Source organism: Lysinibacillus sp. FSL R7-0073, from assembly GCF_038009065.1.
In the GTDB taxonomy this organism is placed as follows: domain Bacteria; phylum Bacillota; class Bacilli; order Bacillales_A; family Planococcaceae; genus Lysinibacillus; species Lysinibacillus fusiformis.
Genome location: NZ_JBBPAS010000001.1, coordinates 3,367,394 through 3,384,089, shown reverse-complemented (window position 1 = coordinate 3,384,089; position 16,696 = coordinate 3,367,394). Strand labels below are relative to the sequence as shown.

Here is a 16,696-nt window from a genome sequence, read left to right as displayed (position 1 = left end):
AAAAGCAATTATTTTTTGTAAAAAATAAGAAACTTGTGGATTTTTTTAGTAAATAATCGAAATGAAAAATAGAACCGAGGAGGTGAGGGAATTGACAAAACGTAAGCGTCATGTCATTAAACATGACAATATTGTTGTATTTCCAGGCGCTGTCCAAACATTAATACGTGAAGGGCATATGTTTGCTGAAAATTATCAATACGAGAAAGCTATTGCAAGTTTTGAAAAGGCCTTTATATATGAAACTGGTGATGAATTTGCGCTTAGCGCCTATGCTTTTGCTTTATACGAATTAAAGGATTATGACAAGGCAAAAGGGGTTTGTGAACAGCTTTTTGCAATGGGGACAACGATGTATGTGGAAGTGATGGAATTGTATATTACAATTTGTATGCAATTGAAGGAATACCATCAAGTAGAAACATTGCTTACAACCCTCCTAGAGGAAAGTGTACTTCCAAGTGATCAAGTGGAGAAATTTGAACGATTAAAAAGTCTTAATAGAGAAGTATCTAAAAATCTTGAAAAAAAAGAAAATGCCCAACGGTTCATAGAGGAGCAGGAATATGAGCTTGAAAAATTTAGTGCACTAACTGCCAATGAGCAATCTATAAAATTACATCGTCTGATGAATACCAATGTAAGACAGTTAAAAACGGTGTTGCAAGCAATTATTGAAAGTACGACCGTTCATCCTTTTGTCCAAAGCTTGGCTTTAATCCTATTAGTTGAACAGGAAGTTTCAATTAATATTACGGTTTCAAAATTAGGGCAATCAAAAACGATAAACCCCGCACAACTATCTTTACCTAATCAATTACCACAATATGGTGAAATAAAAAATATAGTTGAAAGTAAGTTGGCACAAGACCCAACGACGTTGGAAATGGTACAATACTTAATGGCGAAACATGCCATTGTCACATTTCCCTTTGAATGGCATCCATTTGAGGCAGAAGATGTTGCCTATAGTTATATAGACTTTGTATCATCAATGCTAGGGAATGTAAAAGAAATGGACTATGAAATCGTAGACTTTTTACAAATGTTAGAAAAGCTAACAGAACTACATTAGGTATGAAAAAAGTTGAAACTATACACATCTATGTTATACTAAAATGGTTGTCAAAATCGTAGTTACGAATGAATTGTCTAACATCCTAAACTTGATTATTTATTTGGAGGTATTTATACATGTCAGCAAAATGGGAAAAACAAGAAGGTAATATCGGTACTCTTACAATTGAAGTACCAGCTGCAGAAGTAGATGCAGCAATGGACCAAGCGTTCAAAAAAGTTGTAAAACAAATTAACGTACCAGGTTTCCGTAAAGGTAAAATGCCTCGTAAAATGTTCGAACAACGTTTCGGTATCGAATCTTTATACCAAGATGCATTAGAAATTATCGTTCCTGATTCTTATGCAAAGGCAATCGATGAAGCTGGAATTATGCCAGTTGATTACCCAGAAATCTCTGGTACAGAAAACTTTGTACATGGTCAAGATTTCTCATTCACTGCACAAGTAACAGTTAAACCAGAACCAAAACTTGGTAACTACAAAGGTCTAGAAGTAGCTAAACTTCCAGTTGAAGTAACTGATGAAGAAGTAGATGCTCAAATTCAAGACCAATTAGCTCGTAAAGCTGAACTTGAAATTAAAGAAGACGAAGCAATCGTTGAAGGCGATACAGCAGTAATCGATTTCGAAGGTTTCGTAGGTGAAGAAGCGTTTGAAGGTGGTAAAGGCGAAGACTATCCACTAGAAATCGGTTCTGGTTCTTTCATTCCTGGTTTTGAAGAGCAATTAACAGGTGTGAAAGCTGGCGAATCTAAAGATGTAGTTGTTACATTCCCAGAAGAATACCATGCGGCTGAATTAGCAGGCAAAGAAGCTACTTTCAAAGTAACAGTGAAAGAAGTTAAAACAAAAGTACTTCCTGAATTAAATGATGAGTTCGCAAAAGAATTAGATTCAGAAGTGGAAAGCGTAGAAGCTTTACGCGCTAAAATTAAAGAACAAACAGCAGCACAAAAAGTAGCAGAATCTGATGCAGCTCTTCGTGATGAGCTAGTAGAAAAAGCTTCTGAAAATGCTGAGTTTGAAGTACCAGCAGGTATGATTAACTCTGAAACTGATCGTATGTTACAAGAGTTTGGTCAACGTCTACAAACACAAGGTATGAACTTAGATTTATACTACCAATTCTCTGGCCAATCTGAAGAAGATTTACGTGGTCAAATGAAAGAAGAAGCAGAAAGCCGTGTACGTGTTTCTTTAACACTAGAAGCGATTGCTGAAGCTGAAAAAATTGAAGCAACTGAAGCTGATATTGAAGCAGAATTAGAAAAAATGGCTGCTCAATTCAACATGACAAAAGAGCAAATTACAGGTGCTTTAGGTGGTACAGCAGTACTTGAAAACGACATCAAAATTCAAAAAACAGTTGAATTTTTAGTAGAAAACGCTAAAATTACTGAATAAGATTTTGTGTAATTAGATAGCTAAAAAAAACAAGGTACGGCATTAAACCGTGCCTTGTTTTATCACATCAACTAAAAATCAGTCCCCTTAAAGTTTAGTACGACTCACTTTACACTTCACTTATACATAGTATTGTTTTTATTTTTACACGATGCTCATTTTACTTCATTCTGTAAGATCATAATAAAGACATTAACAATCAACATTTCTTCGAATGAAAAAAGCCTTGGTAGATAAATGTAGTAGATTTATAAATAAAAAGCTATGTAGCTGATCAAGATATCAGTAGTTGATGACAGCTTGAATCTTATGTGTCAGTAGTGAAGAACCGAGACCTTAGAAACAAAAGGTCGCGCAAATGGGTTCCTGAAAAATATGCTGCAGACGGCGAATGAAGTAAACAACATGATGTTATAATCTACTTGCATGAATGCGAGGGCATAAATGATGCAGACAATTTATTTGATAAAGGTTCAATAATCTTGTAAGATTGTTGCTTGAATAGGGGTGAAACATATTGTTCAAATTTAATGATGAAAAAGGCAATTTAAAATGCTCATTCTGTGGAAAACCACAAGAACAAGTGCGTAAATTAGTAGCAGGTCCTGGTGTGTATATTTGTGATGAGTGTATTGAGCTTTGTTCAGAAATCGTTGTAGAGGAACTAGGTGTAGAAGAGGAAATCGAATTCCAAGATATCCCGAAACCAAAAGAGATTCTAACGATTTTAGATGAGTATGTAATTGGACAAGAGCGTGCTAAAAAAGCATTAGCAGTTGCGGTTTATAATCACTATAAACGCATCAATACAAACAGTAAAATTGATGATGTTGAACTGGCAAAATCGAACATTGTGTTAATCGGCCCAACTGGTAGCGGTAAAACATTATTAGCTCAAACGTTAGCACGTATATTAAATGTTCCATTCGCTATCGCGGATGCTACTTCATTAACTGAAGCAGGATATGTGGGTGAGGACGTTGAAAATATTTTATTAAAGCTAATCCAATCAGCAGATTATGATATCGAACGCGCTGAAAAAGGTATTATCTATATTGATGAAATCGATAAAGTTGCACGTAAGTCAGAAAACCCATCTATTACACGCGATGTTTCTGGCGAAGGCGTTCAACAAGCACTTCTTAAGATTTTAGAAGGAACTGTTGCAAGTGTTCCACCACAAGGTGGCCGAAAACATCCTCATCAAGAGTTTTTACAGATCGATACAACCAATATTTTATTCATTGTTGGTGGAGCATTTGATGGCATTGAATCCATCATTAAACGTCGCCAAGGTGAAAAAATAATTGGATTTGGGTCAGACCCGAATATAGTGGACGTAGATGAAGGTTCTATCATGTCTAAGTTGATTCCTGAGGATTTACTGAAATTTGGTCTAATACCAGAGTTCATTGGTCGATTACCAGTACTTGCTAGCCTAGAGCAATTAAATGAAGCGGCACTAGTACAAATTTTGACGGAGCCTAAAAATGCGTTGGCTAAGCAATATCAGAAAATGCTTGAACTAGACGGTGTTGAGCTTGAGTTTGATGAAGGTGCGCTTGCGGAAATTGCGAAGGAAGCAATTGAGCGTAAAACAGGTGCGCGTGGTCTTCGTTCAATAATTGAGTCAACGATGCTTGATGTAATGTACGAACTGCCTTCACGTGAAGACGTTAAAAAATGTATCATTACTGCAAAAACAATTACGGATAAAGAAAAACCGAAATTGCTTCTTGAAGATGGCACTGAACTCGATGAAGGTAGCGACACAAAAACTTCAGCATAGCGTATAGATTTGGCTGTCTACCGTTATGAGATAAAGAGTAATTAGCTGACTTCGATTGTGCAATGTTCGCACATATCGACAGTCAGCTTTTTATTCATTCTTACATATTGGCCGACTGACTTGTAGAAATTTTTGGCTCGTTTCAATAACTAGTGTGAATCAGTTTTTTAAACACATACTAGTAGCGCGGGAATTGAACATGAAAATTTTGACGGAGGTGAATACCCGCATGGTAACTATACAAAAAACAACAAATGTACCATTATTACCTTTACGTGGACTTTTAGTATTCCCATCGATGGTGTTACATATTGATGTGGGTAGAAATCGTTCTGTAGCAGCGCTAGAACAGGCAATGTTAGAGGACCAGATGATTTTATTAGTAACACAAAAGGAAATGCACGATGAACAGCCAGAAGAACAAGATTTATACGCGATTGGTACAATGGCTTATGTCAAACAAATGTTAAAATTACCAAATGGTACATTGCGAATTTTAGTTGAGGGAGTTGCGCGTGCATCTTGGAAAAACTATCGTGCCTTAGAAAATTATACATTTGTTGATATCGACGTAAAAGAGGATTTGTTAGGTAAGGATGTAGAAACGCAAGCTTTAATGCGTACATTATTAACGTATTTTGAAAAATATGCTAAGTCCTCTAATAAAATAACAGCTGAGACCATCAACACTGTGGCGGATATTGAGGAACCAGGACGTTTAGCAGACATTATTGCATCACATTTACCATTTAAAATTGCAGATAAGCAAGAAGTGCTGGAAATGCTGAATGTGAAGAAACGACTAGATCACTTAATTATTCGTTTGCACGATGAACAAGAAGTACTCGATCTAGAAAAGAAGATTAATTCAAAAGTAAAGCAATCGATGGAGCGTACGCAAAAAGAATATTATTTACGTGAACAGATGAAGGCTATCCAAACCGAGCTTGGGGACCGTGAAGGAAAAACGGGTGAAGTAGCAGAGTTACGTAAATCAATTGATGCGTCAGGAATGCCTGAGTCAACAAAAGAAGTGGCTCTGAAGGAATTAGATAGATATGAAAAAATTCCAGGTGCTAGTGCTGAAAGTGGCGTTATCCGAAATTACATTGATTGGCTTATATCATTACCTTGGACAAATGCAACTGAGGACCGTATGAATATTGATCATGCTGAGAACATTTTGAATCGTGATCATGATGGATTAGAAAAAGTTAAAGAACGGGTTCTTGAATATTTAGCTGTCCGTCAGCTGAAGAATTCACTTCGTGGACCGATCCTTTGCTTGGCGGGACCACCAGGAGTGGGGAAAACATCATTAGCTCGCTCCATCGCGGAAAGCTTAGACCGCAAATTTATTCGTATTTCATTAGGTGGGGTTCGTGATGAATCTGAAATTCGTGGGCACCGCCGTACGTATGTAGGGGCTATGCCAGGTCGTATTATCCAAGGAATGAAAAAGGCTGGTACCATTAATCCGGTATTTTTATTAGATGAAATTGATAAAATGTCTAATGACTTTAGAGGAGATCCTGCTGCAGCAATGCTAGAAGTTTTAGACCCTGCTCAAAACAATACATTTAGTGATCACTATATTGAGGAAACATATGATTTATCCAATGTCCTATTTATTGCCACTGCCAATGATTTAAGTAGCATCCCAGGACCATTGTTAGATCGTATGGAAGTAATTTCTATAGCGGGCTATACAGAAATTGAAAAAGCGCAGATTACGAATAACCATTTAATTCCTAAGCAATTGAAAGAACATGGCTTGAAAAAGTCACAAGTTATTATTAAGGATGAAGCAGTAATTGATATTATTCGTTATTATACACGTGAGGCTGGAGTACGTGGTTTAGAACGTCAAATTGCTACGCTTTGTCGTAAAATTGCCAAGATAATTGTCTCGGGTGAGAAAAAACGAGTAACGGTTAACTCAAAATCATTACAAGAATTGCTTGGTAAACATCGTTTCCGTTACGGACAGGCTGAAAAGGAAAATCAAATAGGTGTTGCAACTGGCCTTGCTTACACAACAGTTGGTGGCGACACATTACAAATTGAAGTATCCTTAACACCTGGAAAAGGGAAATTGCAATTAACAGGTAAGCTGGGAGATGTCATGAAAGAATCAGCTCAAACAGCCCTGTCCTATGTGCGAACAAAAATGGAGAAACTTCAAGTAGATCCAGAATATTTTGATACACATGATATTCATATTCACGTTCCAGAAGGCGCTGTCCCTAAAGACGGGCCATCTGCAGGTATTACAATGGCGACAGCTATTGTCTCTGCAATTCTAAACCGACCGATTCGCAGAGAAGTGGGGATGACAGGTGAAATCACATTACGTGGTCGAGTACTACCAATTGGTGGTTTGAAAGAAAAAACATTAAGTGCTCATCGTGCAGGATTAACAACTATTATTTGTCCAAAGGATAATGAACGCGATATAGAAGATATTCCTGACAGTGTCCGTGAGCAACTTACATTTAAACTAGTGTCATCGGCAGATGAAGTATTAGCCTATGCACTGGACGGAGGTATTTAGAAAAATGAAAGTCCATAATGTCGAAATGGTCATTAGTGCGGTAAGACCAGACCAATATCCAGAAGATGGACTGCCAGAATTTGCATTAGCTGGTCGTTCAAATGTAGGGAAATCTTCCTTCATTAATCGAATGATCGGACGTAAAGCTTTAGCGCGTATTTCGTCTAAACCTGGTAAGACACAAACCCTGAACTTTTATAAAATCGAAGAACAATTATTTTTTGTAGATGTTCCGGGCTATGGTTATGCAAAGGTTTCGAAATCAGAGCGTGAAGCGTGGGGAAAAATGATTGAGCGTTACTTTACAGGGCGTCAAGAATTAAAAGCAGTTGTACAAATTATTGATTTGCGTCATCCTCCAACAGCAGATGATCGCATGATGTATGATTTTTTAAAGCATTATAATATTCCTTGCATTGTGATTGCAACGAAGGCAGATAAAATTCCAAAAGGTAAATGGGATAAGCATAAAAAAATTGTCAAAGAGACATTGGAGATGGAAAAAAATGATCCACTTATTGTCTTTTCTTCAGAATCAGGCCTTGGTTTTGAAGAGGCTTGGCGTACTATCGAAAATAGAATGTAAAAAAAAGCATCTATTGGTTCTAATGAATTAGGACTGTAGATGCTTTTTATTTTTCTTATGAAGGTATGGAGAAAGTTGGAGAATATGCTTGAGAAATAAAAAATTTTGCCGATAAGGTAGATAGGAGGTGGACTGTATGGATATAGCGGCTTTATCGATAGCAATGAATCAAGCGACACTTATGCAAAACGTATCTTTGGCTGTAGCAAAACAAGCAATGGATATGCAACAGCAAAACACAGAACAATTAGTTGAAATGTTAGATGCTCCACATCCGACAGCCGGACATACAATTGATGTTCAGGTTTGAGCAGGCAAGGTAGCTTTAATTGAAAGCTACCTTTACTTTTAAAGTTATTGTTTGATAGAAATTGTAACTTTTTGAATGAGAAAAACTACCAATAATACGATATACTATTCATGACTAAAATTTAGCAAGGAGGCAGAATTTTTGAAAAAGATTTCATACATATTATCGATTATGTTACTGATGGTTCTAGTTTTTTCCTTTAACCAAACAGCTAAGGCTGCCCAATTAGTAACTGGTACCTTTGTTGATGTAACATATTCAGAATATACAAAGCCAGATGGCACGATAGAAAAGCAGCTGAGTAAAGTGACATTGCAAAATGATCGGGGCCGTTCTGTAACCTACAATATTAGTAAAAACACTCGCTTATTTATTAATAATACGTCCACAACTATAGAAGGTTTTAAAATGGGCATGGAAGTGGAAGCTGACATTTCTTTAAGAAGTGTTGTGGAACTACGAGGTAAATCTAATATACCTACAGAAACGAATGTTCCATCAACTGGAGGCAATAGTACAACAATTGCTGGTGTCGTAACGAGTATCGATCCTAATGGATTATTTATTATGGTTAAGTCAGATGTTGGTGCAGAGACTACTTACTATATTAATAAAGAAACCGTTTATCAAAAAAGCTCATCAGCAACGGATATCAGTGCACTGTATGTTGGAGATCGAATTAAATTGAGCTTGAAAAATAAAAATACTTCTATTGTTACAAAAATAGCGATAAGTGAAACGGGTACTCTTGTAGAAAACCTATATAAAGGCGAAATACAAGCAGTTAACCCTAATGCCAATAAATTAACTGTCAAAAACCAGCATGCTTTTGTTAACTGGCAATTTGGCTCTCAAATAACTGCAGACCTTTCAACAATGCCTTTTACTTCCAAGGTACCGATATATGTGGGAAATACTAAGGTAGAAAAAGGTCAACTGAAAAATTATATTGGTAGTGAAGCTTACTACGCGACTGTAAAACAATTTGGGAAAGAGGTTATTGAAAAAATTGTAGTATTGAAAAATAATGAAAGAACTTATTATGAGCCAATGCTGTCTGTTGATACAGATTACAATCTATTAAAACTTAAAACAGCGGGCTCAATGTATTTCCATAATGGAACTATTTTAATCCGTAATGGGCGTTTAATTGAACCAACGGGGCTTATGGCTTATGGTACAGCATTTGTAATTACGGATGGTGCTGCTCGTGATCACTATGCACAGGTAGTGCAAGTGACAAGTGATAGCTTTATGTCTCCAAATTTAGCTGGTCATGAATTATATTATGGACGATTATCTCAAGCTGATGGATACCTTATAGAAATTGATGATGCTATGAAAATAGAATCCAATGTTTTCAAGAAAACAGATCGTACAGTTCTGTCGGTTAGTAATTCAACAAAGGCAAAGGTAGATGACGGAAATAACACATATAATGTCATGCCTGATATTGAACTTTATTTATCTGAAGGTGATTATGGTTACTTCTATGTGAAGGATGGACATGTACAAGCACTTCATATTTTAGATAATGCCAAACCTGTTGCACCATTAATGCTTACAGGGAAGTTACAATCTGTGAAATCGACGTATCCTGCAGTTATAAACGTTAAGAGTGTTAGTCAATGGCAAAATGGCCGTTGGTATGAAGCAGGTGAGATGATTAATATGAATATTGATCAAGCGACACTGATAAAAGCAGGTAAAGTGATTCAGGCATCTGATTTACAGCCATCGGATCGTTTAGTTGTATTATCAGATCGATTTGTAAAAGGACATTTTATTTTAGTAGATTAGTGTAAATAACAAACTAAAATCTGCGAGTCTAATGCGAATAGTATTAGCAAAAAGGCGATATATTCATGAGCTAAAAAGGATACCTTCGCTAGGTCTTATGGGCTAAATTGTCAATACTTTCGAAAGATAAGCAGATTTTTGTTTTAGAAATTATTAAAACTGGCTTCATGATGCACTTTATGCATAGTGAAAGAGAGGACAAGCGCATGCAAAAACATTGGTCAAAATTAGTGTTAGTCGTTCTGGCTATATTTGTAATTAGTTCGATTACGCCATTCCATGTATCTGCTGCTTCATTAGAAACAACAGGTGCCGTAAAAAATGAATATACATATGAGGAAGCGGTATTCCTTTCTGGAGCACCCGTTATTTTTAAAGGGACAAGTAAAGATATTAAAATTTCACAAAAAGAATCAAAGGGCAAACTAACTGAAACGTATAGCATGAAGTTAATGGGGAGCAATGGCGCTACATTAACAAGAAACATTGCCTATGAGTCAGATGTTGTGGATTATGCAAGTATTGGTCAAAAAACTTCTAATGGAGAGGTTAAGAAATACACAGAAAAAATTACAATTGGATCAATTACTTATTCTTTAGTGGATTATCAATTTTCCCAAGGAACTGTTACAGATAATCGCGCAGCTTCAGATTATTACTCGGGGAATGTTATTTCAAGAAAGACTTATGCCTTTGAAACTGGCAAAGGGAAAAATGCAGTTCAAAATACTGTAACAATTGATACGGATAGTAGACATGCAGGCTATGAAAATTTTTGGGGAGCAACTGAAACACAAATTACAGAGTCTGTTTATTCTTTTAGCGACGGCAAGAATAGCCATGTAAAAAACCGTTTATCTACAAGTAAATCCCGTGTCCTTAATTACGAGGAGAATTTAGGTACTCTAGGAAGCTTTGAAGGTGGCTATGCGGTAGTCAGTGAAAAAGATGTTATCTCGGAGTACACTTATAATTTATCTTCTGGACAAAAAGGTACACTTGATTTAGATACAGAATATATGCCAACTATAGAGCGTCTTATTATTCCTAAATTCCGTGATTTAACAAGTCATTATGCGAAAGAAGCAATTGAAAAGCTTTATTCACTAGGTATCTATTCAGATTCAAGTAATTTCTTCTCTCCTAATACGCCAATGAAACGCATTGACTTTACTACAGCCATTGGTAAAGCGGTGGACTTACGTGTATTTGAAGAAAAGAAATCAAAAAAAGCACCTACTACAAGTGTTTTTAAGGATTTAAAACGTACTCTTAAAGACTATTCCTATATTGAATCAGCTTTAAATAAAGGGATCATTAAAGGCGTTTCTGCAGATTATTTCATGCCTGATGGTGCCATCACACGAGCACAGGCTGCGACTATTTTTGTTCGTGCCTTAGGACTGGAAAACAGAGCGCCAAATCCTGGCTATTTAACAAAATTTACGGATGACAATCAAATTCCAAACTATGCAAGAGACGGCATCTACATCGCCAATGAGCTTGGATTTATGATTGGCGATTCTGCCCGACGTTTTAATCCAAATAAACCTCTGACTCGTGCAGAAGCTTCTGTTGTCCTAGAACGATTCTTGAAATATTTGGAAGATGATTTAAAACAAAATTATCGTGATGACATATTGTTCTTTAACTAAAGAAAGGACTGAACAACCATGACATATGTAAAAAAAGCAGTGCTCACTACGCTGTGTTTCATGCTTCTTTTGATGACAGCAACACCTGTTGTTACGCAAGCAGCTACAACAATAAGAGATGTTTCGACGAATAGTAGTAATTATAAAGCCATTTCTTGGGCTGTTGATAATGAATTGATGTCTTTGAACAATGCCAATAACTTTTTACCGAATGAGCAAGTGACAGATCGAGAGCTTGTCCTTATGTTTGCCAAGCTAGATCGTAACTACGCCTTATCTTATACGGATAGTGTTGCCTATAACTTTTATAGCGATTTTTATTTACAGTTTAATGGGACACATGTAAATGCTAATCGATCCAAAGCTGTTACTCGTGGTCAATTTGCACAAATTTATGCTGCTTTTAAAGGATTGGATTTAGATGAGCCACAGGCAGTTCAATATTTATATTCAAATGATTTATCGACAAGTAGTTCAGCCAAAAAGACATTTGCAAGCTTTAATCCATCAACAAAACTAACGCGCGGTGATGTCGCTACATTCTTATACAGAGCAGTTCAAAATGGTAATTTTGCTGTACAAGGGTTAAAGCGTAGTGCAGCTGGACGTGATAATGATACTATTACCTTGCCGCCAGGATTCATGGGCTCCAATAGTGCGGATTTTGAAGAGCCAAAGGATAATACCAATGATTTTACGGGTCCTGAGTATGTTAATAATGCCTTGCAAAGTATTGTAGTGGAAAACCCCGATTTAATTGCAAATGGAGTGGATTCCACACTAGTGACTGTATCGTTAAAGGCCTGTAATGGCGACCCGATTGCGGATGATAAATCTTATACATTCCGAGTAACGTCTAGTTACGGTACGATTATCGATACTTCTGGTGAAGCGGTTAAAACCGTCCAATCTGATGGTTCGACTGTGTCAGCTATTGTTGTAGCACCAAAATTAACAAAATCTGGACGTGATACAATTTCTTTTGAACTAGTTAATAATACCGATCCAGCAATGAAGTGTCTCGTGGGGGAGAAATTAAATGCAGAAGTGCGTTATTCACCACAACCTGAATTACGTATTGATTACCAAGTATACGATCCTACCAATACGGATGATGATAATGGTAGTGTGACACCGCCGTATGTCCCATATGAAAAATTGCCAGAGTTCTTCACACAAAACTTAATTGATGTGTACTCGCCAATTCCATTTAAGTATGATGGGGATAAAAAATTATTTAGTATTGGGCAACAAACAAATGTAACAGACGCTTTAGGCAATGTACAGAATGTCTATTTACGTTATGGTGGATCGGACCCTAGATATCCAGCTCTAGGTTATGAAAATGCTATTTTACAATTCGAAAACTACAATATTTCTGTTTACCTTTTTGAGGAACTTTTAAATCGTCGTTTAGATAACTCTGTAACATCGCCAGCCAAAACAGAAATTATGTATATGATTTCAGAAGATGGTCGTCCGATTTATCGTGTTCAAGGGATTGATGATGATATCGCCTCACAGGTAGAAAACATTAATCCAGTTGGAGCTATCATCCAGCTTATGAACCATATGCCGGAAGAGAAAAAATTGACACTAGAACATTATGATAGTGTCATGAAAATTTATTCTATCTTTACAAACTTAAGTAATTATGACCGTACGGTATTATTAAAATATCAAGGCGGGAAGTTGCTTGGACAAGTAGAGGCTTATAAAAAACGAGTAGAGGCATTGAAAGAAAGTGCTGATGCCGCCTCTAGACCATCAGGCAAAGATCGCTATACAAAAGTCATGGTCACTTTAGTTCGCCCTGGTGGAGAACCTGTAACAGATTATCAAGGAACAGTCAAAATTAAATATGATGGAGTGGAAAAAACAGCTTCATTTATAACGAATACTTCAGATCCATTGAATAATACGGGTAATCCAGGTACAGCTGTTGCGTACTTTGATTCCATTATATATGGAAAATCTAAAGTAGAAGCAACCCTTGTCAATCCAATAGACCCTCGCTATGCAACGATTTTGAAGGGGTTAAAAGATAAAACAGTGTCTAAAGATATTTTCACTAATCCATACTTCAGTAAAAACTCGTGTTCATTAGCAACAGAAATTGCTTATGTAGTGGATTATTCTTCTTCTATGAAGGCTGTTGATCCAACCAATTATCGTGGCAAAAAAATGATTGAATTCATCAATCAATTGAAGGCGAAAAATAACATTGTCATCGAGACTAACACGAAAGCAACAATTCTTGGTGAGGGTACTACAGACGCTGTATTGAAGAAAGACCTCTATAAAGCATCTAAAGATAAAGGTGCTACGGATATTTTTGCAGGCATTGATATTGCATTAACGAAATTCTCAAACGATACGAAAACGGCTAAAGCTATTGTGGTTGTATCTGATGGGAAAACAAGTAAATCAAAAATGACAAAAGTGATCAATGACGCGAAAAAGCAAGGCGTTAAAGTATACACTGTAAGTATGGGCAAGAAATCACAAATAAACGATGCTACGTTAATGCAATTGTCTACAGAAACAGGTGGAGCTTATTATCATGCGCTTGATAATTTACAATTGCATCAAGTGTTCCAAAAGTTGATAGATGCTATTTTATGTAAAACTCCAGCATCAAGCTGTATCAACCCGGATGATTTATTTGAAGAAGCAACTGTGTCATTACGAAAAGGCTATCTTACAATGAGTGCTCGAATCGATGGTAATTGTCCAAACGTTGAGAAGATTAATGTACGTTATAAATCGATTAGTGGTGATGTACAATTCGAATTACAAAAACGCAGTGATCATGTGTTTATGTTAACGAAAACAGTACAAACTATGCAGGACTTTAAAGTTAATAATGAAATTGAGTTTATCGCATACGATAAAGATGGAAATATTATTGCGATGAAAACTGTTTCCATGACCAATTAATGATAAAAACTGCCTCCTTATGCGGGGCAGTTTTTTAATTTGAAACAAAGCGTATAATTTGGTACACTTAGTTTATAATAATTCTAATGTAGATGACGGAATGCAGTTCTTCATGACATGTTCACAAATTATAGATGAACTATTGTCGAACTGTGCTATAATGAAATTTGTGAATTAGAACGTGTGAGGTGTTATTCATGCATACCATCGTAGTAGGCTTGAATTATAAATCAGCGCCTGTTGAAATAAGAGAGAAGTTATCATTCATTGAGAGTGAACTACCTCAGGCAATGGAAGCGCTGCAAAAGCAGAAAAGTATTTTAGAAAACGTTATTGTTTCGACATGTAACCGTACAGAAATTTATGCTGTTGTGGATCAATTGCATACTGGACGTCATTTTGTGAAACAATTTTTAGCTAATTGGTTTGACTTGCCTGTGGAGACATTTTCTTCGTATTTAACAATTCGTGAAGAAGATGAGGCAGTCGAACATTTATTTAAAGTGACGGCTGGAATCGATTCAATGGTTCTAGGTGAAACACAAATTTTAGGGCAAGTAAAAAAAAGCTTTTTAAGTGGACAAGAGATTGGCACGACAGGAACGGTTTACAATCAACTATTTAAACAAGCGGTAACATTTGCAAAGCGAGCACATAATGAAACAGCTATCGGCGAGAATGCGGTATCAGTTTCTTATGCAGCAGTAGAATTAGCAAAGAAAATTTTTGGCTCTTTACAACGCAAACATGTAGCTATTCTAGGTGCAGGAAAAATGGGGGAGCTTGCGATTGAAAACCTCTACGGCAGTGGAGTAGGAAAAGTAACAGTGATTAACCGTACGTTTGAAAAAGCGGAAACCCTAGCCGCTAAATTCCATGGTCAAGCTAAATCAATGAAGGAATTACAGTGCTCCTTATTAGAGGCAGATATTTTAATTACATCGACTGGTGCAACTGATTATGTCATTGATTATGAGCTCATGCAATTCGTGGAACGTTTACGTAAAGGAAAACCATTATTTATGGTAGATATCGCTGTTCCTCGTGATATCGATCCACGTGTTGGCGATTTACCAAATGTTTTCTTATATGATATTGATGATTTACAAGGAATTGTCGAAGCTAATTTAGCTGAGCGCGAACGCGCTGCTGCTGATATTACGGATATGATTGGGCATGAAGTGATCCAATTTAAAGATTGGGTGTCAACGCTTGGTGTTGTACCTGTCATTTCTGCATTACGTAAAAAAGCAAATCGTATTCAAGAAGAGACAATGACTAGTATAGAGAATAAAATGCCAGATTTAACGGAACGTGAACGTAAAATTTTAAGTAAACATACAAAATCAATTATTAATCAATTGTTAAAAGAGCCAATCTTACAAGCTAAAGAAATGGCTAATTCACCAAAAGCAAATGAACAGTTACGTTTATTCCAACAAATTTTTGGTATAGAAGAAGCTGTGGAAGCTGAAGTTCAAGAGATGACGAAGCAAGAGCTTGAGCGTAAAGAACGCGCACAGGCAACTCAAACTTCTGCTGAACCAAAGTATTCTTTCTAAATTATCTAATGCGTTTTGTACACAGAAGTTGTACGAAGTGGTTTTGCGCTATTGGATTCTCTACTGATATTACATGAGGCGTTTTCGTATCTGTATGGTAAACTTAGGATACGAAAACGTTTTTTGTTTTCTTACTTATAGCTGTACAATTTCAATACAAAGAAGGGATGTCTATTGGCTGATTTGACCATGACAAGGCTATATGAGGTGATGATCGTCTTGTATGCGATCAGTCTAGTTTTTTACTTTACTGATTATTTTTATAAGCAAGTACGAGCAAGGCGCATTGCTTTCTGGCTTGTTTCATTTGTATGGATGATTCAAAGTGCCATTATTATTTTAACGTTTGTGGAAACAAAACGCTTTCCGATCTTATCATTGTCAGAGGGGATTCTCTTTTACTCCTGGTTACTTGTGACGTTATCCATTATCCTGCATTGCATTGCAAGAGTAGACTTACCGGTATTTATTATAAATATTTTAGGGTTTTTGTTTGCTAGTATATTTACATTTATGCCTAAACGTCCTACGGGAACTGTCGGAGATACATTAATTTCGGAAATGCTTTTTATTCATATATCATTTGCGATATTGTCATATGCAGCATTCACATTAACATTTGTGTTTGCCATTTTATATCTAGTTTTATATCGATTACTGAAGAAGAAAAAGTGGTCCCATCTATGGACAAGACTGCCATCTTTACAGCAAACGAGCAACTGGATGAATGTATCATTCTTTATTGGGATCCCGATGTTATTTATAAGTTTAATATTAGGGTTTGAATGGGCATTATTAACATTAGAGAGTCTTTCGATTTTCGATGCGAAGATCATAGGATCCTTCATTATTTTAATTTTGTATTGCTTTATCTTATATGTGAATCGCAAAAGCAAGCTGATAGGTACAACTTATGCATGGGTACATATTTATGCCTATTTATTAGTTGTTGTGAACTTCTTCTTAGGAAGTAGTTTATCACGATTCCATTTATGGTATTAGAGGAAAGGTTGGAG

The 16,696-nt window shown here is 36.4% G+C and carries 11 protein-coding genes; all 11 read left to right on the top strand.

Features of this window, described 5'->3' with window-relative positions; all coding sequences use genetic code 11:
* Positions 1-82 precede the first annotated feature (82 nt).
* Complete coding sequence (locus MKY88_RS16835; RefSeq protein WP_340814842.1) at positions 83-1,075, top strand: DUF3196 family protein; 993 nt, start codon at positions 83-85, stop codon at positions 1,073-1,075.
* Between the two features lie 119 nt (positions 1,076-1,194).
* Complete coding sequence (tig, locus tag MKY88_RS16830; protein WP_193832701.1) at positions 1,195-2,484, top strand: trigger factor; 1,290 nt, start codon at positions 1,195-1,197, stop codon at positions 2,482-2,484.
* A gap of 517 nt (positions 2,485-3,001) precedes the next feature.
* Positions 3,002-4,273, top strand: a complete 1,272-nt coding sequence (clpX, locus tag MKY88_RS16825; protein WP_008180649.1) for an ATP-dependent protease ATP-binding subunit ClpX — start codon at positions 3,002-3,004, stop codon at positions 4,271-4,273.
* A gap of 229 nt (positions 4,274-4,502) precedes the next feature.
* Entirely contained in the window at positions 4,503-6,827 is a 2,325-nt protein-coding gene (gene lon / locus MKY88_RS16820; protein ID WP_069482224.1) for an endopeptidase La, read from the top strand.
* Between the two features lie 4 nt (positions 6,828-6,831).
* The gene (gene yihA / locus MKY88_RS16815; RefSeq protein ID WP_054609155.1) at positions 6,832-7,413 is read left to right on the top strand and encodes a ribosome biogenesis GTP-binding protein YihA/YsxC; all 582 of its coding nucleotides are present in this window, start codon (positions 6,832-6,834) and stop codon (positions 7,411-7,413) included.
* Between the two features lie 136 nt (positions 7,414-7,549).
* Positions 7,550-7,723: a YjfB family protein gene (locus tag MKY88_RS16810; protein ID WP_083244723.1), complete on the top strand. Its 174-nt coding sequence runs from the start codon at positions 7,550-7,552 to the stop codon at positions 7,721-7,723.
* A 141-nt stretch (positions 7,724-7,864) separates the two neighbouring features.
* Complete coding sequence (locus MKY88_RS16805) at positions 7,865-9,523, top strand: DUF5666 domain-containing protein (protein ID WP_340814199.1); 1,659 nt, start codon at positions 7,865-7,867, stop codon at positions 9,521-9,523.
* Between the two features lie 206 nt (positions 9,524-9,729).
* Entirely contained in the window at positions 9,730-11,178 is a 1,449-nt protein-coding gene (locus MKY88_RS16800) for an S-layer homology domain-containing protein (protein ID WP_340814198.1), read from the top strand.
* 18 nt (positions 11,179-11,196) lie between these two features.
* The gene (locus tag MKY88_RS16795; protein ID WP_340814196.1) at positions 11,197-14,118 is read left to right on the top strand and encodes a VWA domain-containing protein; all 2,922 of its coding nucleotides are present in this window, start codon (positions 11,197-11,199) and stop codon (positions 14,116-14,118) included.
* 197 nt (positions 14,119-14,315) lie between these two features.
* Entirely contained in the window at positions 14,316-15,680 is a 1,365-nt protein-coding gene (hemA, locus tag MKY88_RS16790) for a glutamyl-tRNA reductase (protein ID WP_328204156.1), read from the top strand.
* A 174-nt stretch (positions 15,681-15,854) separates the two neighbouring features.
* On the top strand, positions 15,855-16,682 hold the full coding sequence (locus MKY88_RS16785; protein WP_036119291.1) for a cytochrome C assembly family protein: 828 nt from the start codon (positions 15,855-15,857) through the stop codon (positions 16,680-16,682).
* Positions 16,683-16,696: the final 14 nt, after the last annotated feature.

Coding starts and splice junctions, on each gene's coding strand:
- hemA (WP_328204156.1), top strand. CDS start 14,316: ATGCATACCATCGTAGTAGGCTTGAATTATAAATCAGCGCCTGTTGAA.
- MKY88_RS16800 (WP_340814198.1), top strand. CDS start 9,730: ATGCAAAAACATTGGTCAAAATTAGTGTTAGTCGTTCTGGCTATATTT.
- MKY88_RS16810 (WP_083244723.1), top strand. CDS start 7,550: ATGGATATAGCGGCTTTATCGATAGCAATGAATCAAGCGACACTTATG.
- MKY88_RS16795 (WP_340814196.1), top strand. CDS start 11,197: ATGACATATGTAAAAAAAGCAGTGCTCACTACGCTGTGTTTCATGCTT.
- lon (WP_069482224.1), top strand. CDS start 4,503: ATGGTAACTATACAAAAAACAACAAATGTACCATTATTACCTTTACGT.
- tig (WP_193832701.1), top strand. CDS start 1,195: ATGTCAGCAAAATGGGAAAAACAAGAAGGTAATATCGGTACTCTTACA.
- yihA (WP_054609155.1), top strand. CDS start 6,832: ATGAAAGTCCATAATGTCGAAATGGTCATTAGTGCGGTAAGACCAGAC.